We start from the raw sequence: 25312 nt of genomic DNA, 5'->3' as shown, positions 1-25312 counted from the left end.
TCTTAACTTTTATTTAGTTTTCTCTTTCAATACTTGAACTGCTGCAATTCTAGCAATTTCTGTATAACTACTGGTTTCCGTTACAATTTTAGTGAGTTCGGATTCTGTTTTATTTTGAAACTGTTGTTTAAAGCTATTTACTTTCTTTTCTAATTCTTTTTGATTGGTTTTATTAGTTTCATTACCTAATTGCTGTTTAGGAAATAGCTTTTCCAAAATGAGCTCATCTGTTGTAATGAATAGCAACAAAAGAATTAAATACAGTAGGTTAACTTGAAACACTCCAAAACCAACTGTTATCGTTAGATAAAAGAAATTAATAAGTCCTATGAAGCCTAAGAGAATAGTACTTCCGAACAAGTATCTGTACAGATACTTGTTTCTAAAAAACAAAATACTCGATAAGAGTAAAAGTATAAAACCAAAATAGTGAGCCTTATTTAAAACAGTATTTGTTATTAATACATTTCCTATAGATATTAAAACAAGAACTATAGAAATTCCTATAGGTATAAACTCTTTTGTTTGTAATTTATTCATCAAATATGTGATAATGTTGTTATTAGTAAACTATAAAATAAATGCTAACAACAATCCCAATAAAAATAAGCCTTTGAAAAGTCTTTAGCTATTAAAGCCTGTTTATTTATAAAAATATGACCTACTCCACTGTCTCCAAACATTATGTGTTTATCTACATCTATTTGTAAAATTTGAATATCGTCATGTTGGTCTGCACCACAGTCTCTTGGATCCGATTGTGTAAATTCTGCATAGCCTCCTATTTTATGTCCCGTAGCATCGAAATATGCCCCAAAGGCTTCTTCTTGTTCTCCTGTTAAACTTTCAGTAAAATCCCAATAATTAGCATTGTTAAAAAGATAATCAAATTGTGAATCTTCCGAACCTCCTTTGTCTACACCTTTTTCAAAAGACAGCTGATGCAATTTAAAAACAGGCATTTCTTCGTAATCCTTAACTGTTAGAAAGGTAAAATCATTTAATGGTTCTTTCTCTAATTCTTCTTTTGAATGGTATACAATTACACTATCCTCTTCATACCAATCTGTTGCCGACAAAAAGAGTTGAAGAATTCCTTCTGTTGGAAAAAAGGCTAATGGAGGTATTTGTGCAAAATTGAGTTGTGCTACTAATACCATCGGTTTTCCATTTTTATCTTTTGGGTAGTCTCTTTCTTTTGGGAAAAATGGAATCCCTAAAAACTTACTGTCTTTTAAGTCTAAGTTATCTTCTAGAAGCTTTTCTTTTCTTGGTTTTGCAAGTATCTTAATAAATTCTCTTTCGTATTCTTTTAAGTCCGTTTCAAATTTCTTCAAAAAGTTAGGAATCATATAGCTATTTTTTTATTCATCTAAGCTAACAAATATATTGACTTCTCTCTTAATATATTATTCAGCAAACAGAACTCGTTGTATTGTAACCTAAATATTCCTTCAACAAACTTATAATATCTCCTTAAGAGCAGATATTATTAATTATCTGCTTTACAACAGATATTGTTGCATATCTGCTTTATTAAAGATATATTTGAAAAAACAACAGATGGTAGCAGTACTCACAGGAGACATCATTAATTCTAGAAAAGGAGACGTTGAGGCTTGGATACACCTATTAAAGGAAACGCTTAACACCTATGGAAAAGAGCCCAAAGATTGGGAGATTTTTAGAGGTGATAGTTTTCAGTTAGCACTAGACCCCCAAAAAGCATTACTTGCTGCCATTCATATTAAAGCAACCATAAAACAAACCAAAACATACGATGTTAGAATCGCCATAGGTATAGGAGAAGAAAGCTATAGTTCCCCTAAAATAACAGAGGCCAACGGTAGTGCCTATGTAAACTCTGGCGAGTGTTTTGAAAGCTTAAAAAAACATGCTTTAGCTATAAAATCCACTAATACTACCCTAGACAATACCTTAAATACCATGTTTAAACTATCGCTTTTAGTTACCGACAATTGGAGTAGCGTGGTTTCAAAAGTTATAAAAGCCGCCTTAGAAAACCCAGAAAAGAATCAAAAAGATTTGGCCAGCCTTCTTAACAGGTCGCAAAGCAATATAAGCGAAGCCCTAAAAAGAGGAGGCTACGACGAAATTATAAGCATGAATGAATTTTACCTAAAAAACATTACTTAACAATGATAGCCCTCGTATTAAAATTAGTAATTGCCCACGTTCTAGGAGATTTTGTTTTGCAACCTACCCATTGGGTAAAAGCAAAACAAGAAAAAACCTATGCCTCTAAATATTTTTACCTACACGGTTTGGTACACCTACTAGCCTTGCTGGTGGTTTTAGAATTTAACAGTACATACTGGCTGTCTATTTTAATTATTGTTCTTAGTCATTTAGGCATAGATTTACTAAAGCTTAAACTAGAAAGAAAAGTTAACGAGCCTTTTTTATTTGCCGCAGATCAGCTATTGCATTTAGCAGTTATAGCTCTTGTAGTATATGCAAATACCCCTTATACCATCGCTTTTTCAATACTATATACTCCTAATTTTCTTCTACTTATACTTGCTATTCTTACAATTTCTTTTGTATCGGCTATACTTATGAAAATTATAATGAGTAGATGGGTTTTAGAAGAAGACAAGTCGGAAGATTCCTTGGAAAGTGCCGGAAAATATATTGGTATCTTAGAACGTTTGTTTGTGTTTGGTTTTATCTTATTAAACCAATGGAGTGCCATAGGTTTGCTAATCGCAGCCAAATCTGTTTTCAGGTTTGGCGACCTTTCCAGGGCTAAAGATCGGAAACTAACAGAATACATACTTATTGGTACTTTACTTAGTTTTGGGCTCGCCATTTCCATAGGTTTATTGTATCAATACATCAGTAAACACTTATAAAATGAAATTTTACCACTAACAAGAACTAAAATTAATACAGACCTTAAGCATTGAAAAAGAAGAAAATGAAAAAAAGAAAATGGAAAAAATACATCTTTGAGTTTCTCTCAATATTTATTGCTGTCCTTTCAGCCTTTATGTTAAGTAATTGGAATGAAAATAAAAACAGTTCGTTAACTGAACAAAAGATTTTAACTGAAATAAAAAATGGAATCGCTTTAGATCTAAAAGACTTCGAAGCAAATTACATTCATCATAAGTTTAGCTTAAATATAAATAAGCAGTTAAGAAACGTATTAACCAATAAAAAACAGGCTAAGGATTCAATTAATCGCTACTATTTAAACCTATTTTCAGAATACCCTCCAGTTATTAATTATTCAGGTTATGAATCATTTAAAGAGTCTGGTTTAAAAATAATTAAAAATGATGCTTTGCGATTTCAAATAATTACTCTTTACGATTATTATTATGGCATTATTGAAAAAATACACACTGTAGACGAAACTAGTTTCTTTAAAAACTATTACCAACCTATAAATAAATTACTACACCCTTTTATGGAGTTTGACGCTGCTGGGAAAATAAATAAAATTAAGAACATCAATAGCTTGAGTACAACTCAGAAAAAGGAGATTTTAAGTTATCTCGCTATCATAGATAGAACTAGGAAATTTAAAATAATGCGCTATGAACAAATTATTAAGGAAATGAAAATGGTTGAAAAGAATATAGAAAAAGAATTAAAACAATAGCAAGGAACAACAGGTATCCCTAATAAAAAAATGAGGCTCCTCAATTAAAAGCAACCTCATTTTAGAGTCGTTATTTCAGCTAGGTTTTAAAAATAAAACGTCTTATTGCCCTCCAGGTATGGTAAACAGTACCGTATCTACAGCAGGATTTCCTGCACCAATTACATAACAAGCAAGTCCTTTTCCTTCACCAGTTCCTAGCATTAAGGTATAGGGTTCCGTTGAGGTTTTGTTAAAGCGTAGCAAGTACATGGTAGGGTCGTACGTATATTCAGTAATCACGGTAGCTCCATGTCCATCAGCAAAATTAAAACTGATATCAAATACAGGACCATCGGTATTCGTACTTTTTGCAATGCTCAAAATTTCATGCCCTTGTACGTTTTTGTATGATCCTGCCAAAATTTCTAGTGGTGCTGGACTAAGATAATTCATCCCCTTTACCGTTTTGTTATCAATAGTTCCTACTAATGATGCTACTGCTCGTACATCCTTGTTTTTTGCTAATGTTATATTGCAAACATTAGGAATCGTTATTGTATGCTGAATATTATCTATGGTAAATCCTGAAGTATAGGTTGTAACATTCACTCCATCTGTAGAAATAGCTATAGAAGAAATTTCAAACAGACTGTTTTGATTTGCTTTACTAATAATTTGTATAAAAGCTCCTTGTGCTAGTGTTTCACTTCCCGTTCCTTCTAACGAATAATACCCTGTATACCATCTTAATGGAGAAAGTAATGTTATTGGTTTGGTAGTTTCTGTTGCTAAACTCATAATAAGTAAGTATTGTTTTCCTACTCTATTTAATACAGGCTTTTCGGATTCCACCCTTATAATTACAACTCATCGTAGCCATACTATTGTGCTGCTTGTTTTGTAGTACATTACAAATTTGAAGAATTAAGCAACTGGTTTTTATAAAATAACTATAAGTGCCTGATATTTTGGTATAAGACGGCTAATTATGAGCATGCAATAAAAAAGAAACCAACTAAACCTAAGAATTAACAACCTATAATAGGCTCACTTCTATAAAATACGGTAAAACCTTACTTTAAATAGGGCTTTCCGTAAAGCTATTCGTTTTTTAAATAGTAGGTTTGGAAGCGTTTGTTTGAAACAAAGAATATGAATATTTCCAAACACTTTATATCTCGAAATACGATATACTAGATCCTAAATTTAGTACATTAGCTTCTTTAAATTCTGAAACAACATGAACAGAATAAAACAAATACTTGAAGAGAAAGGTATTAAGCAAACTTGGCTGGCTGAAAAGCTAGGTAAAAGCTACAATATGGTGAATGGTTATGTGCAAAATAGACAGCAACCACGGCTTGAAGTGCTAAATGAAATCGCCACAATTTTAGACGTGGACGTTAGAGAATTAATTGTATCGAACAAAGACAATAAACATGAATAAACAACAATTAGCAGCTAAAATTTGGGAATCAGCAAATCAAATGCGATCTAAGATTGAGGCGAATGAATATAAAGATTACATACTAGGTTTTATCTTCTACAAATACCTTTCTGACAAACAATTGAATTTTGCTAGAAAGGAAGATTTTGCTGAAGAAGATATAAAAGCACTTTCAGAAGAAGATCAAGAAACAGTAAATCACTTCAAAAAGAACATAGGTTATTTTATAGCTTATGATGACTTGTTTAGTACATGGATTGAAAAGAAACAAGACTTTGATGTTGCTAACGTTAGAGATGCTCTCTCTGCATTTAGCAGATTAATAAGTCCAGCACATAAAAAATTGTTTGAAGGAATTTTTGATACGCTACAAACAGGGTTGAGTAAACTTGGAGATAGTGCAGCCAAACAAACTAAAGCTATTAGCGACCTTTTGCATCTGATTAAGAATATTCCAATGGATGGCAAACAAGACTATGATGTACTTGGGTTCATTTATGAATATTTGATTGAAAAATTTGCTGCAAATGCAGGTAAAAAGGCAGGTGAATTTTATACCCCACATGAAGTTTCATATTTAATGTCTGAAATTGTTGCTGACCATTTAAAAGACAGAAAAGAAATTCAAATTTATGACTCCTGTAGTGGTTCAGGTTCATTGCTAATCAATATAGGTAACAGTGTAGCAAAACACATGGATGATAAAAACAACATCAAATATTTTGCTCAAGAATTAAAGAAAAACACCTATAACCTTACTAGAATGAATCTGGTAATGCGTGATATTTTACCAAACAACATTGCTACACGTAATGGTGATACATTAGAAGATGATTGGCCATACTTTGATGAAAACGATCCAGTTCACACTTACAATACTTTGTATGTGGACGCAGTAGTTTCTAACCCTCCTTACTCTCAAAAATGGGATCCAGCGAATAAAGATTCAGACCCACGTTATTCAAGATTTGGTCTTGCACCTAAATCAAAAGCTGATTATGCTTTCTTACTGCATGACTTATTTCACATAAAGCCTGACGGTCTAATGACTATCGTTTTACCTCATGGTGTTTTGTTCCGTGGTGGTGAAGAAAGAGTAATACGTGAAAAGCTGATTGAAGCCAATCATATTGACGCCATTATTGGTTTACCACCAAGTATATTTTTTGGAACAGGGATACCAACGGTGATCCTTGTATTAAAGCAGAAACGTGAAAACACAGACATTTTAGTAATAGATGCTTCTAAAGGATTTAAAAAAGATGCCAAAAACAACAAACTAAGAGCTTCAGATATAAAAAGAATCGTTGATACCGTTCGTGACCGCCAAACTACAGTGAAGTTTTCAAAAGTTGTTGAAAGAGAAGAAATACGTAAAAATGAATACAACCTAAACATACCAAGATATGTTGATTCTTCTGACAGCTCCGAAACATGGGATATTTATGCTTCAATGTTTGGGGGGATCCCAGTAAAAGAAATAGATGAACTTGATGATTATTGGAATACATTTTCTGATTTAAAAGAATCATTATTCTCAGCAAATTCAGAAGTTAATTTCGATTTAAAAGTTGACAATATTAGAGACGAAATTAATATTCAAAATAGTGTTCAAGAGTTTATAAACAACTTTAATATTTCATTTAGTTCATTGTCTAATTATCTAAAAGAGGAGCTCTTGAGCAACATGAATGCCGTTAACGTATCAAAACAAAAGACGGTATTAAGTGATGATATTTTCACTAGACTTGTAAACATTCCACTTATTGACAAATACAAGGCTTATCAAGCTTTGGCTGATGAATGGGATGTGATTAAAGTGGACTTAGAAATAATACAAACAGAAAGTTTTGAGTCTACAAAATTGGTTGACCCAAACATGGTTATCAAAAAGAAAAATGGTAAAGAACAAGAAGTACAAGATGGTTGGATTGGGCGAATCATGCCTTTTAGCTTAGTTCAAGAAACTTATTTACAAAATGAATTAAATGCCCTACAAAAAAAAGAAAATCGTTTAGGTGAAATAAAGGCTGAATTTGAAGAAATACTCGATTTACTATCTGAAGAAGAAAAAGAAGAAGAAACAGTAAATGAGGCTAAGGATTCGTTTGTGAATGCCGCAGTGATTAGGGAGGCAAAAATCTTAAAGAAAGAACTCAAAGAAAACGGTGTTTTTGAAAATGACAGCTATGAGTCTAAAATCTTAGAAGTCGACAAACTAATAGCTGAAGATAAGAAACTAAAAAAGGAGTTTAAATCAGAATCTGCGGAACTACATTTAAAAACAAAAGAGACAATTGAAAACCTTACTAATGAACAAGTCTATGCATTACTAGAATTAAAGTGGGTGTCCCCTATTATTCATGCTATGGATGACCTCCCAAAATCTATTGTCAATGAACTAACCGCAAAAATTGAAGTGCTTTCAGAAAAATATAAAACAACATATTCTGACGTAGCTATTGAAATTAGTAAAGCGGAAAGCACTATGTCATCTCTCATTGATGAACTTGATGGTAATGAGTTTGATATGAAAGGTTTGCATGAATTGAAATCATTATTAAATAGAGAGGATTAAATGAAAAAAAACAATATAAATCCTGAAGTTCGCTTTGCGAGAAATAATGATGATTGGGTAACTGGAAGAGTAAAAGATTTACTTTTAGAAAGAAACACTCAATCTGCAAAAAGTGCTGATTACCCTTTAATGGCATTTGTTGCAGGTAAAGGAGTAGCTTCTAAGGGCGAAAGATATAACCGTGAATTCCTTGTAAATGACCAAGACAATAAAAAGTATAAACAGACTGAATCTGGTGATTTTATTTACAGCTCAAATAATTTAGAGACTGGCTCAATAGGCTTGAACAATTACGGAAAAGCATCAATTTCACCCGTTTACAGTATTTTCCAACCAACGGAAAAAGCCGATTCAAATTTTATTGACAAACTATTTTCTAAAAACAGTTTTATCAAACAAATGATTCGATGGCGGCAAGGAGTCGTTTATGGTCAATGGAGAATTCATGAATCTGATTTTCTAAATATTAGCATAAAGTATCCTTCAAAAACTGAACAAAATCAATTAGGTAAATATTTTAAACAGCTTGATCAACAGCTAAAATTTCATGAGCAGAAGCACTATAAAATAATAAATTTAAAAAATGCAATGCTGTCAAAAATGTTTCCTAGAGAGGATATTAAATCACCTGAATTGCGTTTTAAACAATTTAAAGAACCATGGAAATTAATTAAACTAAATAAGCTTGCTGATTTTAATCCGAAATCCGATCTGCCAAATCAATTTAAATATGTAGACCTAGAATCAGTTTCAGGTACAAAAATGATTGGTTTCAAGAAGGTAGAAAAAGCAAATGCTCCATCACGGGCTCAAAGATTAGCTCGACAAGGAGATTTATTTTACCAAACAGTTAGACCTTATCAGAAAAACAATCATGTCTATGACAGATGTGACAATGATTTTGTGTTTTCTACAGGTTATGCTCAATTACGACCTAATATAGATAGCAACTTTTTATTAAGCTTGGTACAAAACGACTGTTTTGTCAAGTCAGTTATGATAAGATGCACTGGAACAAGTTATCCAGCTATCAACTCAAATGACTTATCCGAAATAGAAGTTCTTATTCCTAAAGACCCGCTTGAACAAGAGAAGATCGGCTTATACTTTAAAAATCTTGATTATCTGATAAACCTTCATCTTTTAGAGATAAAAAAAATACAAGACATAAGAAAAGCTTGTACAGATAAAATGCTAACCTAATTCTATTCAAAAAACACTTTAAGAGAAATGACATTTACAAAAGAATCAGAATTCGAGGAAGCATTAATACAAGCCTTATTAAAAAAAGGTTGGGAAAAGGAAGTAATAAAAAATTCAACTGAGAAGGATTTACTTGACAATTGGTCAAAAATACTTTTTGACAACAACAGAGATATAGATCGTTTAAATGATTTCCCTCTAACAGATGGAGAAATGCAACAAATTCTGGAGCAAATTAATACTTTAAGAACTCCATTGAAATTGAATGGATTTATCAATGGTAAAACGGTTTCTATCAAACGGGATAACCCAGATGATAAACTTCATTTTGGTAAAGAAATTAGTTTAAAAATATATGACCGTCATGAGATTGCAGCTGGTCAAAGCCGTTATCAAATTGTTCAACAACCACAGTTTAAAAGCAAGTCTAAAATCTTAAATGATAGACGTGGTGATTTAATGCTTTTGATTAATGGAATGCCATTAATTCATGTAGAACTGAAAAGAAGTGGTGTATCAGTTAGTCAGGCTTATCATCAAATTGAAAAATATTCAAGAGAAGGAATTTTTTCAGGTTTATTTTCATTAGTTCAGCTATTTGTAGCAATGGAACCTGAAGAAACAAAATACTTCGCTAACCCTGGGCCAGATGGAAAATTCAACAAAGATTTTTATTTTAATTGGGCAGATTTTAATAATGAACCAAAGAACAATTGGAACGACATAGCATCTTCTTTATTATCTATACCAATGGCTCACCAGTTAATTGGTTTCTATACTGTGCCAGATGCTAATGATGGTGTTCTAAAAGTGATGCGTAGCTATCAATACTTTGCTGCTAATGCTATTTCTGACAAGGTTGCTAAAACGGATTGGAAAAGTAAACATCTATTAGGTGGTTTTATATGGCACACAACAGGCTCAGGTAAAACAATGACCAGTTTTAAATCTGCACAGCTTATAGCCAACTCACAAGATGCTGACAAGGTTATCTTCTTAATGGATAGAATTGAACTTAGTACGCAATCCTTAAAAGAATATCGTGGTTTTTCAGATGAAAGCGAAGATGTACAAGCAACTGAGAACACAGGTGTTTTGGTTACCAAACTGAAAAGTAGTGACCCTGCAAACACATTGATAGTTACATCAATCCAAAAAATGAGTAATATCAAAGACGAAGATGCTGGTCTTAATGCTCGTGACATTCAGATTATGAATGATAAAAGGATAGTGTTTATTATTGATGAAGCTCACCGTTCCACTTTTGGTGATATGCTTGTTGATATAAAAGATACTTTCGCTTCAGCTATATTTTTTGGATTTACAGGTACTCCCATACAAGAAGAAAATCAAAAGAAACTGAACACAACTTCAACGGTGTTCGGAGACGAATTACATCGATACAGTATTGCAGATGGTATTCGTGACGGTAATGTTCTTGGTTTTGATCCTTACAAGGTTTTAACATACAAAGACAGGGATTTAAGAAAAGCCGTTGCTCTAGAAAAAGCAAAAGCCGTTGACGAAAGAGAAGCGCTATCTGATCCAGACAAAAAGGAAGTCTTTAATAGATTTATGAAAGACGTTAAGATGGCTGGCTACCTTAATGATGCAGGAAATTATGTAAGAGGTATTGAAGATTATTTACCGACCTCACAATATGATAGAGATGAACACCATCAAAAAGTAGTAGAAGACATTCTAGAAAATTGGCTTGTCTTAAGTCAAAACAATAAGTTTCATGCAATTTTTGCTACAAGCAGTATAGCTGATGCAATACTCTATTATCGATTAATCAAGAAAAAAAAACCTGATTTAAAAATCACTACTCTTTTTGACCCTACTATTGATAATAATGGGAATACGGAATACAAAGAAGATGGTTTGGTTGAAATCATGTCTGATTATAACGCTCAATATCAGCAAGATTTTAGACTAGCAAATCATGCAAAATTCAAAAAGGATATTGCATCAAGGCTTGCCCATAAAGAGCCATATGTAAGAATAGAAAACAATCCTGAAGAACAGATTGATTTATTAATTGTAGTAGATCAAATGCTTACAGGTTTCGATTCCAAATGGATTAATACTCTTTATATGGATAAGAAAATGCAATATGAAAATATCATTCAAGCATTTTCTCGTACCAACCGTCTTTTTGGACCAGATAAACCTTTTGGAACAATTAGATATTATCGTTTACCACATTCGATGGAACGTAATGTTGATAATGCCATCAAATTGTATTCTGGTGATAAACCAGTTGGTCTTTTTGTAGAACATTTAGATTCTAACCTCAAATCAATAAATCAAATTTTTGACGAGATATCTGAGCTCTTCACTTCTGCTGGAATAGATAACTTTGCAAAGCTGCCTGCCGACTTAGCTGTAAGAGGTCGTTTTGCCTCCTTATTTAAAGACTTAAATAGTTATTTAGAAGCTGCTAAAATTCAAGGATTTAATTGGAGTAAACTTGAATATGAATTTGGTAAAGGAAAAAGTAAAACAGTTATCAACTTACATTTTGACGAGAACACTTACTTGATTTTAGCACTTAGATACAAAGAGCTTTTCTCATCAGGTGGTGGCGGAGGAACTTCTGATGTACCATTCGAAATTGAAGGATATTTAACTGAGATTGATACTGGTGTTATTGATGCCGATTATATGAATTCTCGCTTTGAAAAATACCTCAAAACATTGAAAAATGGAGATGTTGATAAGGCTGAACTTCAGAAAACTTTAGATGAATTGCATAAGTCCTTTGCTTCTCTTTCACAAGAGGAACAAAAGTTTGCAAGTATCTTTTTACGAGATGTTCAACGTGGTAGTGCGAGTATAGAAAGTGGAAAGACTTTCAGAGATTACATCACGGAATATCAATTCAATGCTAAAAATGACCAAATTCATAAGATTTCAAATATTCTAGGATTGGAAGAAGCCAAACTTAGAGGAATGATGGATTCTGGAGTTACAGAGAAAAACATCAATGAATACGGTAGATTTAATGAATTAAAAGACACCGTAGATAAAACTAAAGCAAAAGAATACTTTGAAAAGTTAGAGGGTAAAAAGATCCCTGCTTTTAAAGTGAATATTAAAATTCAAAACTTACTTCAGAAGTTTATACTTGAGGGTGGGTTTGAAATATAAAATAGAATTCAAAAAACAAAACCTTTGAAAAAGAAACTATTCATAATCACCCTAAGCATTGGTCTCATAGGCCTTTTCTTATACTATCTTGCTTGGTTATTCTCCCCAGGGAGTTATGCAAAAGCTGAAAGATATGTAGTACCTGTTTCAGAAGAAGTATTGATAACTATTATAAACGAAGTAAAAGCAGAGCATCCGGAAATAGCTCCGCAACCAGTTCGGTATTCAGATGGGAAACATACACATTGGCATTCCACCTATTTTCAATACCAAGACAACCGACAACATATACATACTTGGACTAGGAAAAAAAATAAAACCCATACTACTTTTGCTTTTGTAGGCTATAAAGGTGAGAATAGCATGGAAGGCTGGATTGCTGCCAATGCATATTTTTGGTGGTGGAAGAACGCTAAAGCTAAAAGAAGGTTTGAGACTAGAATCCTTCACAAAATTAAAGAGAAAATAAAAGTACGAGGACTTTAAATAGTTTAAATCTTAATACTCCAAAGAGTTTTTCTCCTTCTTTAATCGTCAAAAAAATGTTAAAAAAGCGTACAACCTCAGGCATTTATACAAAAAATTGCTATCTTAGTTGTGCTATAGAAATTGTATGTTTTGGCACATAGGCCAATTCCCTTTCCAAAACAAATCCCTTTAACACATTCAATTTTAAATAACCTTACATGCTATTGTGCTATTTAGTAGCCATTATGAAAATGTAATTATTAATTTAAAAATTGGAAATTATGAAGTATTATTTAACAGAAAACAAGTTAACAGACGAAAGTAACTATGTAGCCCGTGTATTGGTAGAACGTACCATAGATCAGGAAACCTTAATTACTAACATGTTGCGCAAGCGTAACCTAGTAAGTAAAACAGATATTGTTGCGGTATTGAATTCTTTATACGAAGAAGTTATCCAATCCATTATTGATGGCTATAATATTACCTTACCCATTGCTAATATTGGTTATTCTATTACTGGTGTTTTTGACACTAAGAGAGAGTTTTTTATAGTAGACAAACACAAATTGCATATAAACCTTAATGGCGGGAAATTGATAAAAGATCTTGCTGGAAACATCGTGTTAAAAAGAGTAAAAAAACCAACTGCAAGTACAGAAATTACCGATGTAATGGATATTAGTTCAGAGACTTTGAATACAGACCTTACCTCCGAGGGCATTTTTGAACTAAACGGGAGTCGCTTAAAAATAGCAGGGGAGCATGCCGATATTGGCTTGTACTTTGTAGCCGAAGATGCTACTGAAACCAAAGTAGCACATTTAGCCGTAAACAGTCATAATAAAATTATAGCCCAAGCGCCTACCCTTGCACCAGGTAATTATCTTATTCGAATAAAATCGCAAGCCACAGCAAATAATGGTGTATATTTAAAAGAACTACGGATAACTGATACTCTTTTTTCATTAACCGTAGCCTAATACAAAGTTACTCTACCTCAATAGTTAAAAAAGCTATTGAATTTCTTTTAAAAGAAGCTATTTAAAAAAACATGTATAAATCTTAACAAAATTCACCCGTACGAGTGAGTACTAGTCACTCGTACGGGTGAATAATACTCACGAGTAGCTGTGACTAACTGTCACACGTACGAGTGATTATAACAAACAAGAGAATCAATGTTTTGATAACAGACTTTATAGACAATTCTAAAGAAAAAAAGCCTTAACTTAAAGCATTCTACTTAAAAAAATAAGGTAAAACCTTACTCTAAGTATGGTTTTTTAGGAATCCCCTTTTGTTTAAAATAGTAGGTTTGCTTCTCCTCTTAGCCAAACATTAAAATAGAATATGTCTAAAACAACACCAATTATGAAAACAACAATCATTAAACAGCTCTCCTTACTATTCTTACTCCTATTCTTCATTGGATGCGCTACCATTCCTCCAGAATTCTTAGTCGCCATGCAAAAAGAAAAAGAAGGCATTCAATTATTAAAAAAACGCCACCAACAAACGGTACTAGAGTTAACAGAAAACTGGTATAATGAGCGTCGTAATCGCTTGTTATATATAAAACAACTAGAAATTAACAAGATCACCTTAAGTGTAAACAATCCGAATGGTAAGGGAAACATTACCGTACTTAAAAAAGACGCCTTGGCTATAATTGAAAAACAGTTTAGCGAAGGTTTAAACATGGCTGCCAAAATAAAACAACAGTTGCTACAGGGCTATGCCGATACCGAAAACTGGCGTAAATTGGTAAAACTAAACGCTATTAATCTTGAAATGACACAGTCCTTAACCGATTTGAATGCTTCGCAAAGAGCTTTTTATTTAGAATTGGTGGGGCAGAATGTCCCCTTCCCTAGCGATTTTATAAACCAGCAAACTCAAGAGCTACTTACTAAATAAAAAACAACATCATGACACCTAAAGAAAAATATGTCAAAGCATTCAATGATTTATTAGAAGCTCAAAAAGAAGTACAAGCTGCGGAGAGCAATCCTTTTAATTTAGGCATGCCCACCCATCTTGGACTATCCGACGAAACCTTTATTACCAATGAACAGCTAACAGAATTAAGCACTATAATTGGAGAAGCAGCAAACGACAATCAGAAATTTGCTAAAATATGGAACCTTGGTACCGATATTATCTTAAAGGCAAAATCGATCTTTTTATAAGAGATTAATTAACTTAAAATGTGCTACTACTTATAATGAACCATTAGATACTTTTCTGAAATTTAGGAAAGTATCTTTTCATTTCTTCTTATATAGTATTTTAGTTATAATACTAAAAGTCTTATTATCTTTCGTTAAACTTAAAAATTGACTAAAGCTCATAAAGAAATGACTAAAAAAGAAATAGCAAAAACCTATATTTCCCATCTTGAAAATGGAAAGATTAAGCAAGTAATAGCATTGTTTACTCAAAATGGAATTGTTGAATCTCCTTTATATGGAATTAAAAAAGCAAGTGATTTTTATTTAGAATTGAGTAACGATACCACAAATTCTGAACTATCACTTTTAGGCATCTTTGAAGAGCAGGAATCAAATACGATTGCTCTTTATTTTACGTATAAATGGACTTTAAAAAACAATCAGATTGTAAAATTTGATGTGGTAGATATTATAGAGTTTGATAATGATAATAAGATAAGTAAACTAAAAATTATCTACGATACGGTTATAGCAAGAAAGTTAGTGGAACAATTATAAAAATTAGGGCTAGCTTTATAAGCTCTTTGGAAATTAAATATTTCTTTAATAGAAAGTCGATTATAAAATCATTAAACACTTAAGTTATATAAAGATAGAAGATACTCCTGTAGTATCTTCTATCTTTTTGGTATCTTAGCCTTTGCTAAGAAAAAGAACTAAAAAAATGCAAACTAAACCTATTTTAAGTAGTTTACTAAAGCTATTATTGATTCTCTCTTTTATTCTTACTTCTTGTAAAAAAGAGACGAATAAGAAAAGTATACCTAAGTTTAATCTAATAACAGATATTACTAATTTTAAGAAAAAGATGTCCGAATTGGACACTATTAAAATTTGGTTTAACCATTCCGTTTGTACTTATAGAGGAGTTGAACGAGTTAAAATTACAAAGGAATCAGATTCCATAAAAATAAGAACAGAATATAAAGAACAGACATTTGAAAAGGCCCCTAAATGGAAACTTGTTTTTGAGAAGAAAATTCCTAGTACTGATACAATATGGAAATTTGAGGAGTTTTTAATACGAAATAACAAAAGACAGCGTCTCAAAAAACTTGGAACTCTTCAAATTTCTCACAATAAAGTTAAAGTGCATTATACAGCCAATGGTTTAGCCGATTTAAATAGATTTATGGCTGACTATTATGAAACAATGAAGATATTACATCCTGAAAACAAGAATGGAATTTACGGAATTGAAACCATCGAAACCGAAGAAATAGAATAAAACCTTTTATAAAATTAACTTAAAAAATGAATTATTTAATTAGCATTGGAAAGAAAAGAACCATACTAATCTCAATTAGTATTTTATTGGTCTCAATTCATACCATCTATTTTTACCACACTACTAAACCAGAAATAGAAACTAAAAAACTTATCCAGCAAATAATACGTTTCTTACTTACTGCTGGGCTTTTACTACTGGTTTATAAAGGAAAAAATTGGGCTAAAGTTGTGTTGATTGTTTTACTTTCTTTAGCGCTTTTATCTGCATTAATTGGTATAGTTAGCATTAATGCTCCTTTTATAAATAAAGTCCCTTTACTGGTAATGACTTTTGTCTATTCCATGGCCATTCATCATTTTGGTTTTGCTAGTAGTTATAAAGCCTTTTTTAATTTCCAGAATAGTTCAACAGGTTCAATTCCTACAGCTGAACAAATAACAGTGTCCGAAAAACCACTAAATAACAAGGCAGAAATGTCTACTGTATCTTTTGAACAACTAATGGAATCGGAAAAGTTTTGGAACATTATAGAAACTAGTAAATCTAAAAGTTCTGGAAACTATGAGCTGCAACAAACTGAACTTAAAAATGAATTACAAAAACTAACTGCAAATGAGGTGTTAGAATTTGACAATAAGTTTAGAACCTTACGTGGTGAAATTTACAATTGGGATTTTTGGGCTGCTGCTTATCTTATAAACGGAGGTTGCTCTGATGATTGTTTTTCTGATTTTAGAGCTTGGTTAATTGGACAAGGAAAAACAGTTTTTAAAAATGCTGTTCGAAATATTGAAACACTTTCTGAACTTGAGGAAACAAATGATGGAGACTGGGAAGGCTTAAGTTATATTGCTCCTGACGTTTATCAAGAAAAAATAGGAAATGATATGCCCAATGGTATTCGTGAAAACTTTGAGATAACAGGTGAAGAATGGGAAGAAGAAACCGATGACTTAAAAAATAGGTTTCCTAAACTATGGGCTAAATTTGGAATAGAATACTAGTTTATTTCATTTAGAAATATACTTATAATTTATACTATTAAAACAATGGATAAACGAATTCTAATATCCTTAGCTACTGTCATATTTCTTAGCTGTAACAAACAAAAAAAGGAGACTATAAAAACTAATACAAAAGATAGTTTTCTAACAAAAAAAGAAGATCATAATTTAAAAACAAAAAGTATTATAAGGTACTTCCCAAAAGAAAAAGAAGTTGTTGAATTTGACACAGTCATTGCAGCAAAAAACCTGAGAATTACAATTCAAAGTAAATTTCTTGACTCTTATGTAACTAACGAATTTGATAGTGAGGGTATAAAATATATTGACAAGTACAGAAACAACGAAAAGCACTTAATTATTAAACAGTCAAATAAAATTATAATTGACACAGTATTTAGAAAGAATAACTTTGAAAAGCTCGCAGGAAAAGACTTTCTTAAAATTGCTCAATTTCACGACTATTCATTCAATGAAATTAAAAATGACACCATTGAATTATTTGGACTAATTAGTAAACCAGAAACTGATTGGTCGTTCGTCTTTAATCATTATTTTGATTTAAGTACTAAAAAGTTAAGAATTGAAGAATATAACGATGACGAAATATAAAAACATACAAAATTAACCAATTGTACTATGAATAAAATTAACTTTAAAAAATGGGCTTTCCGTTTTACCATATGGCTATTAATCCTAAATACTGCTATTGCTTACCTTATAATAAATCATACTGATTTTCCTGGTGTTGAAAATAACACAGGCATACGTATACTCTTCTTTAGTATTCTATCTACTATTTTATTGATACTATGTATTACTTTTATTATTATCAGTACTATAAGAAAAGAGCAAAAGAATTATCAATACTGGATTTCTGTTATCGGAATTCTTATTTTCGGGGTGTTTCCTTTCATTGCTAGCTTTTTTTAATCAAGTTTTTATTGTTGATACTTTTGCTAAAAAGAGGCACATAAAAACATTAATAGAAAAAAATGAATACTAATAATAATATCTCAAAAATTAAAAACAATATTCAAGACAAAAACTCTGAAGCTTGGAAAAAGTTATGTGAGTATGTTGACCTTGTTGCTAAAAAAGGGAAAAAGGAATTTTCTCCAAGGGAATATTTAGGGGATGAACTATTTGCTCAAATTTACACACTACCAAAATCTATAAGTAAATTAAAAAAGGTTAAAAGAGTTTGGCTTTATGGAAGTAAACTTAAAAGAATTCCACCAGAAATAGGGCAAATGAAATCTCTTGAATACTTTGACCCCTATACCTCATATGATTTAAAATGGTTTCCATATGAATTAACAAACTGTAAAAAACTAAAAGATAGTCGTATTAGCACAAGAGCATTATTTGGAAATTTTAAAAATAGAAAAGCATTTCCAAAACTTGATCATAACCCAGTTAGATACGATAATGAGAATTTGAAATGTAGTGTTTGCGAAAAGCAAATATCATATGATACAACCAATCAACTATGGATAACTCTAAGAATTGGAACAGATACTGTACCTCTACTTGCTAATTTATGCTCAAAAGAATGTGAGAATTCTTTACCTCACCCCCCAAAAGATTATGTTCAATATCCTCACAAAGGTGGAGCAGATTTAGTCCAACAACCAGATGAAATTGAATTATTAGATCTCAAAATTGCTGAGGAAGAAAAAGCGGATAAAAGTACAAATCAATCTATAAAAAAAACTCTGGAAGGAAATTCAAAACCTTCTCTCTTAAAACTGGTCAGAAAAATATGGGAGCAATAAAAAGGAAAGTAGTGCTTAAAATAATAGCTATAGTTAATCCATCCCTTGTCACATATTCTTAGGACTCTATACAAAACCTTTTAGAAATTAAAAATTACTGTGTAAAAGGTTCCAACTCTCTAATTTTTCAGATTACCTATTTTTATAGTAAACAACTATACATCTCATTAATCGCTTCAATAATAGTTTTACCATATCCTCTTACGATACTATATTCAGAATTATATTTTAATCCATTATAAATCTTATTTCAAAAATACTTAATCGTTTTAAAATTACACTACTCGATAATTTAATAATTGCTTTTATTATAGTATTTATAGGTACTCATCAGACTAGAGCTTATAATAAGTTTATTGTTTTAGGAAACTTAAACTAGCTCTTATTTTTTATACATCGTAAAAAAATTATTATAAGGGTGTAACAATGCAAAGATTGATGCATCTAAGTTGAAAACATAATAATAAAATGATAAAAAATACTTTAGTTTTGATGTTGTTATTAGTAATCAACATCAGTTTTGGTCAAGAGAAAGCAATTAAAATAGAAGTAGTTGGAACAGGAGCTCCTGTGTTATTCCTTCCCGGATTTATAACCCCTGGTGCTATTTGGAAAGAAACTATAAAAAACCTTACTACAAAAAACGAAAGTCATCTTTTTACCTATGCTGGTTTTAATGGAGTTGCCCCTATTGAAATGCCTTGGTATAAAAATGTAAAAGAAGCTATTTTTAAATACATCGAAAAAAAAGATTTAAAAGGGATTCGAATAATAGGCCACAGTATGGGAGGTAATTTAGCTATAGATATTGCTGCCAAATTTCCTAAAAGAGTAAACAAAATAATTATTGTAGATGCCTTGGCTTGCATGCGAGAAGTAATGATGCCGGGAGTTGCCGCTAGTAACTTGAAATATGAAAGCCCGTACAATAAAAACGTATTAAATATGAGTGCTGATCAATTTAAAGGAATGGCAACTAATATGGCAGGCTTTATGACCATGAACGAAGAGAAGAAAGCATTGCTTACCAAATGGATTTTAAACGCAGACCGTAAAACATATGTATATGGCTATACCGATTTATTAAAGTTAGATTTAAAAGATAAATTAAATACCATTACAGCAAAAACACTCATTTTAGGAGCTTCTTTTCCGAATGCCACCAATGCAAAAGCTAACTTTACAAAACAATATGCTAACCTTGCAAACAAAACAATAGAAATGGCTTCTAATAGCAAGCACTTTATTATGTTTGACCAACCAACATGGTTTTATACAAAAGTAAATACTTTCTTAGAAAATGAATAAGAATCTTTTCGAATCATTACACAAACAATATTATACAATGGTAAACCAAATGTGTCTTGGTTTTGTGAAAGGAGATTATGATGTTGCTAGTGATTTATCGCAAGAAGTATTCATTATTATATGGAAAAAACTAGACACGTTTAAAGAGACTTCAACTCATAAAACTTGGATTTATAGAATTACTGTAAACAAATGTTTAGAGTTTATTAGAAAGGAAAAAAATAAAAAAACAGTTCCTATTTCAACCTTTGCCCATGAGTTAAAAGAAGCACATGCAGAGAAAAAAACAGATGAGCATAATGAATTGTATACGGCCATTGGACAATTAAAAGAATTGGACAGATTAATTATTATGATGGTGTTAAATGGGCAAGAGTACGAAGATATCTCTGAAGTTATAGGAATAAACCCTATAAACACAAGAGTAAAGATTCACAGAATTAAAAAACGACTTAAAAAAATACTAAGCAATGGATAATGAATTTAAAGATTTGCAACGCAAGTGGGAAAAACAAAAGAGCGAACTAGAAGGGAACTCTTCTAACTTTAAGCAGCTAGTATCTAAAATTGAAAACAATAGAAAAAAAGGATTGTCTTTTCATTATGGAAATATCATTATTTTATCAATTACCTTGATTGGACTTTTCTTATTTTTCTACTTTGTAGCTCCTGTTAAAGAATTGTTGAGTAGAATTGGTGTTGGTTTTATGATGATTGGTATTTTATTAAGAACCTTAATTGAAATTAGCAGTAGTATAAAAGCTAAAAAGATTAATAAATTAGACAGCACTTTAAAAACAACGGAATTAACCATTAGTTTTTACAAGTTTAGAAAAAGAATTCATGGGCCTATTACCCTAATTATTTTTGTTTTCTATTTAGCTGGTTTTTATATGATAAGCCCAGAATTTAGCAACTACTTTAGTCTTTGGCAAATGATTTTAATGGATGTTTCTTGCTTTGTAATCATTACTTTTATTTACATTCAAATAAGAAAAGGGATACAAAACGAAATGACTCTTTTATTAGAAACTATACAATTAAAAAAAGAAATTATTAAAGAATAACTTATAATAGTGCTACTAGAACATATTCGTATTCGTTAATTTGGAGGTTTCTGAAGAATACATGCAGGTTATTTATGCTACAAATGTACACTAGTCTAAAACACAATTCACTAGCTATAGAACTATAACAAATAAGAAACCAACCATACAATATATAGACCTTCAACTATATTTAAACAGCATCTAATAAGAAAATAAAAAAGGGAGCATACAATTAGTATACTCCCTTTTTAAAATAATTTATTTACCTAAATACTCCTTAGAAAAACCTAAGAAATTTAGATTTCTCTTTTCCAAAACTAAAGGTTAGCAATAGCTCATGACTTCCCGAATTAAAATCTCCTAAATTGGTAAAGGTATGATCGTACGCATATCCCATTCTCAACTGCTCTGTAACATTTAAGCCAAAGATTGCCGAAAACGAATCGTCGTATCGATAAGACAACCCAAACTCAATATTATCATACAATAATACATTTGCTGAATACTCAATAGAAACTGGTGCGCCTGTAGCCACTTTTGCTAAAAACGATGGTTTAAACTTTACATCTTCACTCATTTGAAAAACATAGCCTCCTGTAAAAAAATAATGGGTTTCTTCTAAGGCTTTAGAAACAATACCGCTACCTCTTTCAAAATGAATTGTTTTTAACAAGTTTGGAGCAGATAGGCCTAAATAGTACCTATCTGTATAATAATAAAATCCAACTCCAAAATTAGGATTTGTTTCATTTAAATTATTCTGAAATGCGATATCTCCCGAATTTACTGTATTTAAAAACGATAAGGGAGCCGATAAAAATGTAACTCCTGCTTTTAAACCAAAGGCTAATTTAGCCCTTTCATTTACTTGCAATGTGTAAGAAAAATCTGCAAATACATTTTGCTCAGACAAAGGACCTATTTTATCTGAAATAACAGACAATCCCATTCCTACATTTTTACCTAAAGGAGCCTGTGCATTAAATGTAAATGTTCTTGGAGCATCTTTTATTCCAACCCATTGCGATCTTCCTAAAACACTTAAAACTAAACCATCTTTAGAGCCCGCATAAGCTGGATTTACAATATTCATATTATACATATATTGTGTATAATGTGGATCCTGTTGACCTTTAACAGAAAAGGTACTAAATATTACTAGTATTATTAATATAACTTTTTTCATTTCTTTTCTATTATCTATTAATATAAACCCAACCTGTATATTTTTTACCACTACCATCGTTTAATTCAATAACATAGTAGTAAGTACCTACTGGAACTGGTTCGCTATTTTTAAATGTTAAACTAACATTTGAATACCCATTCCACCATTGTGGATTTGAACTACCATTATTATGATACTTATAAACTTTTCTACCATATCTATTATACACTCCTAAGCTGAAGTTTCTATGATTTGATAAGAAAGGAATTACAAATAAATCATTTACGCCATCGTCATTTGGTGAAAATCCTTCAGGTATACTTGTACAATCAGTTAAATCAATATGATCAGGAATACCATCCGTATCACAATCCTTCATAAATTCATCTACAGTTAGTATTGTATCATTATCATCATCAACATCTAAATAGTTAGGAGTACCATCACCATCGGTATCATCGTTCGTTGGATCACCATCATTGTTTATATCTTCATCTTTTGTTAATACACCGTCATTATCATCGTCTGAATCTTGGAAGTCTGGGGTACCATCTCCGTCTGAATCTCCTGTTCCTTCTGTTGTATCAGAAATCCCATCACCGTCAGAATCAAGATCTAAATAATCTGGGGTACCATCGCCATCAGTATCTCCAGAACCTTCTGTAGCATCTGGAATCCCATCGCCATCTGAATCAAGATCTAAACTATCTGGGGTACCATCACCATCACTATCTCCGTTTCCTTCTGTAGCATCTGGAATCCCATCACCATCATCATCTGGATCGGTTACATCTGGATCGCCATCACCATCCGTATCCGTTTGTACAGTTACTGTAATGGTTTCACTTACACAAACTTGTGGTGTTACTGCGGTATTACATACTTGTAATTCGATAGTTACAGTTCCTCCTTCTTCTCCTGCTACTGGTGTGTAGGTTACCTCTCCCGTTAATGGGTTGATACTTACAGTTCCTGCTGCTGTTCCGCCTGTTTGGGTAATGCTTGTATTTGGCCCTGGCTCAAAATCGTCATTCGTTAATACGTTTACTGTAGCATTTTTACCCTCTACAACCGTTAATACATCATCTTCTCCTTCTGGAACCAATGGATTGGTATCTGTTCCATCTGGATTTCCATCGTTATCATCATCTGGATCGGTTACATCTGGGTCACCATCGCCATCCGTATCCGTTTGTACTGTTACTGTAATGCTTTCTGTTACACAAACCTGTGGTGTTACTACTGTATTACATACTTGTAATTCGATAGTTACAGTTCCCCCTTCTTCGCCAGCTGCTGGTGTGTAGGTTACCTCTCCCGTTAATGGATTAATACTTACAGTTCCTGTTGCTGTTCCCCCTGTTTGGGTAATGCTTGTATTTGCGCCTGGCTCAAAATCGTCGTTTGCTAATACATTTACGGATGCTGTTTGTCCTTCTCCAACAACTAACACATCATCTGCTCCCATAGGAACTAATGGATTGCTATCTGTTCCGTCTGGATTTCCATCATTATCATCATCTGGATCGGTTACATCTGGGTCACCATCGCCATCCGTATCCGTTTGTACTGTTACTGTAATGGTTTCTGTTACACAAACCTGTGGTGTTACTGCGGTATTACATACTTGTAATTCGATAGTTACAGTTCCCCCTTCTTCGCCAGCTGCTGGTGTATAGGTTACCTCTCCTGTTAATGGATTGATACTTACAGTTCCTGTTGCTGTTCCGCCTGTTTGGGTAATACTTGTATTTGCGCCTGGTTCAAAATCGTCATTCGTTAATACGTTTACTGTAGCATTTTTACCCTCTACAACCGTTAATACATCATCTGCTCCTGTTGGAACCAATGGATTGGTATCTGTTCCATCTGGATTTCCATCATTATCATCATCTGGATCGGTTACATCTGGGTCACCATCGCCATCTGTATCCGTTTGTACTGTTACTGTAATGGTTTCTGTTACGCAAACCTGTGGTGTTACCGCGGTATTACATACTTGTAATTCGATAGTTACAGTTCCGCCTTCTTCTCCTGCTGCTGGTGTGTAGGTTACCTCTCCTGTTAATGGATTGATACTTACAGTTCCTGTTGCTGTTCCGCCTGTTTGGGTAATACTTGTATTTACGCCTGGTTCAAAATCGTCGTTTGCTAATACATTTACGGATGCTGTTTGTCCTTCGATAACTGTTAATATATCATCTGCTCCTGTTGGAACTAATGGATTGCTATCTGTTCCGTCTGGGTTTCCATCGTTATCATCGTCTGGATCGGTTACATCTGGGTCACCATCGCCATCCGTATCCGTTTGTACTGTTACTGTAATAGTCTCTGTTACACAAACCTGTGGTGTTACTGCGGTATTACATACTTGTAATTCGATAGTTACAGTTCCTCCTTCTTCGCCAGCTGCTGGTGTATAGGTTACCTCTCCCGTTAATGGATTGATACTTACAGTTCCTGTTGCTGTTCCGCCTGTTTGGATAATACTTGTATTTGCGCCTGGTTCAAAATCGTCGTTTGCTAATACATTTACGGATGCTGTTTGTCCTTCGACAACTGTTAATATATCATCTGCTCCTGTTGGAACCAATGGATTGCTATCTGTTCCGTCTGGGTTTCCATCATTATCATCATCTGGATCGGTTACATCTGGATCGCCATCGCCATCCGTATCTATTAAAACTGTTAATGTACCTGATACGTAAGTAAATGAATAATTAGTAGCTACCCCTCCTGAAACGGTTATTGGATACATTCCTATTGGAGATCCTATAACTGCTATAGTACTCGCAGTAGGTGCTGTATCTAAATCTACAACACTATCTCCTGTTATAAAACCTGAATAAGTAATCGTAAGTGTTGGGTTAGCAACTCCTTCTGCTCGAGATTTATCGTCCGCGGTTACCGTTAAGGCTGCTTTGTTAACCGTTAAAGTTCCTGCCACAAAGGTTACCGTGTAGTTTGCATCTGCTGCGGCACTTGCTGTGATTGGATAGGCTCCCGCATTACTTCCCGTTACTGCTGTAGTACTTAAACTTACTGCGGTATCTAAATCGGTTGCATCATCACCATTAA

The 25312-nt window shown here is 32.5% G+C and carries 25 protein-coding genes; 20 read left to right on the top strand and 5 right to left on the bottom strand.

What is annotated here, in order from left to right; translation table 11 throughout:
• Positions 1 to 9 precede the first annotated feature (9 nt).
• A complete protein-coding gene (locus Q0881_RS03575) occupies positions 10 to 540 on the bottom strand; it encodes a hypothetical protein (RefSeq protein WP_299157077.1) in 531 nt (176 codons plus the stop codon).
• Between the two features lie 44 nt (positions 541 to 584).
• Entirely contained in the window at positions 585 to 1352 is a 768-nt protein-coding gene (locus Q0881_RS03570; protein WP_299157075.1) for a DUF1963 domain-containing protein, read from the bottom strand.
• A 211-nt stretch (positions 1353 to 1563) separates the two neighbouring features.
• On the opposite strand from Q0881_RS03570, the gene Q0881_RS03565 reads away from it, so the two are divergent.
• The 3 genes from Q0881_RS03565 to Q0881_RS03555 all read left to right on the top strand — a co-directional run bounded on the left by Q0881_RS03565 (position 1564) and on the right by Q0881_RS03555 (position 3631).
• A complete protein-coding gene (locus Q0881_RS03565) occupies positions 1564 to 2157 on the top strand; it encodes a SatD family protein (RefSeq protein ID WP_299157073.1) in 594 nt (197 codons plus the stop codon).
• A 2-nt stretch (positions 2158 to 2159) separates the two neighbouring features.
• Complete coding sequence (locus tag Q0881_RS03560; RefSeq protein ID WP_299157071.1) at positions 2160 to 2876, top strand: DUF3307 domain-containing protein; 717 nt, start codon at positions 2160 to 2162, stop codon at positions 2874 to 2876.
• Positions 2877 to 2941: 65 nt separating this feature from the next.
• On the top strand, positions 2942 to 3631 hold the full coding sequence (locus Q0881_RS03555; RefSeq protein WP_299157069.1) for a hypothetical protein: 690 nt from the start codon (positions 2942 to 2944) through the stop codon (positions 3629 to 3631).
• Positions 3632 to 3733: 102 nt separating this feature from the next.
• Here Q0881_RS03555 and Q0881_RS03550 read toward each other — a convergent pair whose 3' ends face one another.
• On the bottom strand, positions 3734 to 4411 hold the full coding sequence (locus Q0881_RS03550; RefSeq protein WP_299157067.1) for a hypothetical protein: 678 nt from the start codon (positions 4409 to 4411) through the stop codon (positions 3734 to 3736).
• A gap of 442 nt (positions 4412 to 4853) precedes the next feature.
• On the opposite strand from Q0881_RS03550, the gene Q0881_RS03545 reads away from it, so the two are divergent.
• The 17 genes from Q0881_RS03545 (at position 4854) to Q0881_RS03465 (ending at position 21084) form a co-directional block, all read left to right on the top strand.
• Complete coding sequence (locus tag Q0881_RS03545) at positions 4854 to 5060, top strand: helix-turn-helix transcriptional regulator (protein ID WP_299157065.1); 207 nt, start codon at positions 4854 to 4856, stop codon at positions 5058 to 5060.
• Positions 5029 to 7638, top strand: a complete 2610-nt coding sequence (locus tag Q0881_RS03540; protein ID WP_299157063.1) for a type I restriction-modification system subunit M — start codon at positions 5029 to 5031, stop codon at positions 7636 to 7638. The genes Q0881_RS03545 and Q0881_RS03540 overlap by 32 nt, the downstream gene beginning before the upstream one ends.
• A complete protein-coding gene (locus tag Q0881_RS03535) occupies positions 7639 to 8841 on the top strand; it encodes a restriction endonuclease subunit S (protein ID WP_299157061.1) in 1203 nt (400 codons plus the stop codon). It begins immediately after the preceding gene.
• A gap of 27 nt (positions 8842 to 8868) precedes the next feature.
• The gene (locus Q0881_RS03530) at positions 8869 to 11994 is read left to right on the top strand and encodes an HsdR family type I site-specific deoxyribonuclease (protein ID WP_299157059.1); all 3126 of its coding nucleotides are present in this window, start codon (positions 8869 to 8871) and stop codon (positions 11992 to 11994) included.
• Between the two features lie 24 nt (positions 11995 to 12018).
• Positions 12019 to 12480, top strand: a complete 462-nt coding sequence (locus tag Q0881_RS03525; protein WP_299157057.1) for a hypothetical protein — start codon at positions 12019 to 12021, stop codon at positions 12478 to 12480.
• Positions 12481 to 12743: 263 nt separating this feature from the next.
• Positions 12744 to 13445, top strand: coding sequence for a DNA-binding domain-containing protein (locus tag Q0881_RS03520; protein ID WP_299157055.1), 702 nt, complete (start codon positions 12744 to 12746; stop codon positions 13443 to 13445).
• Between the two features lie 391 nt (positions 13446 to 13836).
• Positions 13837 to 14382 (top strand): hypothetical protein, encoded by a 546-nt coding sequence (locus Q0881_RS03515; protein ID WP_299157052.1) that lies wholly within the window; start codon positions 13837 to 13839, stop codon positions 14380 to 14382.
• Between the two features lie 11 nt (positions 14383 to 14393).
• Positions 14394 to 14654: a hypothetical protein gene (locus tag Q0881_RS03510; RefSeq protein ID WP_299157050.1), complete on the top strand. Its 261-nt coding sequence runs from the start codon at positions 14394 to 14396 to the stop codon at positions 14652 to 14654.
• 147 nt (positions 14655 to 14801) lie between these two features.
• Entirely contained in the window at positions 14802 to 15194 is a 393-nt protein-coding gene (locus tag Q0881_RS03505; protein WP_299157048.1) for a nuclear transport factor 2 family protein, read from the top strand.
• A gap of 166 nt (positions 15195 to 15360) precedes the next feature.
• Positions 15361 to 15924 carry a hypothetical protein gene (locus Q0881_RS03500; RefSeq protein WP_299157046.1) on the top strand — a complete coding sequence of 188 codons (564 nt, stop codon included), beginning with the start codon at positions 15361 to 15363 and terminating at the stop codon, positions 15922 to 15924.
• Between the two features lie 26 nt (positions 15925 to 15950).
• Positions 15951 to 16931, top strand: coding sequence for a DUF4240 domain-containing protein (locus Q0881_RS03495; protein WP_299157044.1), 981 nt, complete (start codon positions 15951 to 15953; stop codon positions 16929 to 16931).
• Between the two features lie 45 nt (positions 16932 to 16976).
• Positions 16977 to 17543 carry a DUF4738 domain-containing protein gene (locus Q0881_RS03490; RefSeq protein ID WP_299157042.1) on the top strand — a complete coding sequence of 189 codons (567 nt, stop codon included), beginning with the start codon at positions 16977 to 16979 and terminating at the stop codon, positions 17541 to 17543.
• Between the two features lie 27 nt (positions 17544 to 17570).
• A complete protein-coding gene (locus Q0881_RS03485) occupies positions 17571 to 17864 on the top strand; it encodes a hypothetical protein (RefSeq protein ID WP_299157040.1) in 294 nt (97 codons plus the stop codon).
• 62 nt (positions 17865 to 17926) lie between these two features.
• Entirely contained in the window at positions 17927 to 18709 is a 783-nt protein-coding gene (locus Q0881_RS03480) for a hypothetical protein (protein WP_299157038.1), read from the top strand.
• 468 nt (positions 18710 to 19177) lie between these two features.
• The gene (locus Q0881_RS03475) at positions 19178 to 20017 is read left to right on the top strand and encodes an alpha/beta hydrolase (protein ID WP_299157036.1); all 840 of its coding nucleotides are present in this window, start codon (positions 19178 to 19180) and stop codon (positions 20015 to 20017) included.
• Positions 20010 to 20495: an RNA polymerase sigma factor gene (locus tag Q0881_RS03470; protein ID WP_299157034.1), complete on the top strand. Its 486-nt coding sequence runs from the start codon at positions 20010 to 20012 to the stop codon at positions 20493 to 20495. Before Q0881_RS03475 ends, Q0881_RS03470 begins: the two co-directional genes overlap by 8 nt.
• Positions 20488 to 21084: a hypothetical protein gene (locus Q0881_RS03465; RefSeq protein ID WP_299157032.1), complete on the top strand. Its 597-nt coding sequence runs from the start codon at positions 20488 to 20490 to the stop codon at positions 21082 to 21084. Before Q0881_RS03470 ends, Q0881_RS03465 begins: the two co-directional genes overlap by 8 nt.
• Positions 21085 to 21343: 259 nt before the next feature.
• Here the strand turns inward: Q0881_RS03465 and Q0881_RS03460 are convergent, their stop codons facing one another.
• Entirely contained in the window at positions 21344 to 22252 is a 909-nt protein-coding gene (locus Q0881_RS03460) for a type IX secretion system membrane protein PorP/SprF (RefSeq protein ID WP_299157030.1), read from the bottom strand.
• Between the two features lie 10 nt (positions 22253 to 22262).
• Positions 22263 to 25312, bottom strand: a 3050-nt coding sequence (locus tag Q0881_RS03455; protein WP_299157029.1) for an MBG domain-containing protein, incomplete at its 5' end; no start/stop codon positions are given.

Source organism: uncultured Tenacibaculum sp. (genome assembly GCF_947494125.1).
Taxonomy (GTDB): Bacteria; Bacteroidota; Bacteroidia; order Flavobacteriales; family Flavobacteriaceae; genus Polaribacter.
Note: the sequence above shows the minus strand (reverse complement) of the source record. Positions and strands in the feature narration are given on the sequence as shown.

Excerpts from the sequence above, each read along its gene's own strand:
- Q0881_RS03575 (WP_299157077.1), bottom strand. The coding sequence starts at position 540 with ATGAATAAATTACAAACAAAAGAGTTTATACCTATAGGAATTTCTATA.
- Q0881_RS03570 (WP_299157075.1), bottom strand. The coding sequence starts at position 1,352 with ATGATTCCTAACTTTTTGAAGAAATTTGAAACGGACTTAAAAGAATAC.
- Q0881_RS03565 (WP_299157073.1), top strand. The coding sequence starts at position 1,564 with ATGGTAGCAGTACTCACAGGAGACATCATTAATTCTAGAAAAGGAGAC.
- Q0881_RS03560 (WP_299157071.1), top strand. The coding sequence starts at position 2,160 with ATGATAGCCCTCGTATTAAAATTAGTAATTGCCCACGTTCTAGGAGAT.
- Q0881_RS03555 (WP_299157069.1), top strand. The coding sequence starts at position 2,942 with ATGAAAAAAAGAAAATGGAAAAAATACATCTTTGAGTTTCTCTCAATA.
- Q0881_RS03550 (WP_299157067.1), bottom strand. The coding sequence starts at position 4,411 with ATGAGTTTAGCAACAGAAACTACCAAACCAATAACATTACTTTCTCCA.
- Q0881_RS03545 (WP_299157065.1), top strand. The coding sequence starts at position 4,854 with ATGAACAGAATAAAACAAATACTTGAAGAGAAAGGTATTAAGCAAACT.
- Q0881_RS03535 (WP_299157061.1), top strand. The coding sequence starts at position 7,639 with ATGAAAAAAAACAATATAAATCCTGAAGTTCGCTTTGCGAGAAATAAT.
- Q0881_RS03530 (WP_299157059.1), top strand. The coding sequence starts at position 8,869 with ATGACATTTACAAAAGAATCAGAATTCGAGGAAGCATTAATACAAGCC.
- Q0881_RS03520 (WP_299157055.1), top strand. The coding sequence starts at position 12,744 with ATGAAGTATTATTTAACAGAAAACAAGTTAACAGACGAAAGTAACTAT.
- Q0881_RS03515 (WP_299157052.1), top strand. The coding sequence starts at position 13,837 with ATGAAAACAACAATCATTAAACAGCTCTCCTTACTATTCTTACTCCTA.
- Q0881_RS03510 (WP_299157050.1), top strand. The coding sequence starts at position 14,394 with ATGACACCTAAAGAAAAATATGTCAAAGCATTCAATGATTTATTAGAA.
- Q0881_RS03500 (WP_299157046.1), top strand. The coding sequence starts at position 15,361 with ATGCAAACTAAACCTATTTTAAGTAGTTTACTAAAGCTATTATTGATT.
- Q0881_RS03495 (WP_299157044.1), top strand. The coding sequence starts at position 15,951 with ATGAATTATTTAATTAGCATTGGAAAGAAAAGAACCATACTAATCTCA.
- Q0881_RS03490 (WP_299157042.1), top strand. The coding sequence starts at position 16,977 with ATGGATAAACGAATTCTAATATCCTTAGCTACTGTCATATTTCTTAGC.
- Q0881_RS03485 (WP_299157040.1), top strand. The coding sequence starts at position 17,571 with ATGAATAAAATTAACTTTAAAAAATGGGCTTTCCGTTTTACCATATGG.
- Q0881_RS03480 (WP_299157038.1), top strand. The coding sequence starts at position 17,927 with ATGAATACTAATAATAATATCTCAAAAATTAAAAACAATATTCAAGAC.
- Q0881_RS03475 (WP_299157036.1), top strand. The coding sequence starts at position 19,178 with ATGATAAAAAATACTTTAGTTTTGATGTTGTTATTAGTAATCAACATC.
- Q0881_RS03470 (WP_299157034.1), top strand. The coding sequence starts at position 20,010 with ATGAATAAGAATCTTTTCGAATCATTACACAAACAATATTATACAATG.
- Q0881_RS03465 (WP_299157032.1), top strand. The coding sequence starts at position 20,488 with ATGGATAATGAATTTAAAGATTTGCAACGCAAGTGGGAAAAACAAAAG.
- Q0881_RS03460 (WP_299157030.1), bottom strand. The coding sequence starts at position 22,252 with ATGAAAAAAGTTATATTAATAATACTAGTAATATTTAGTACCTTTTCT.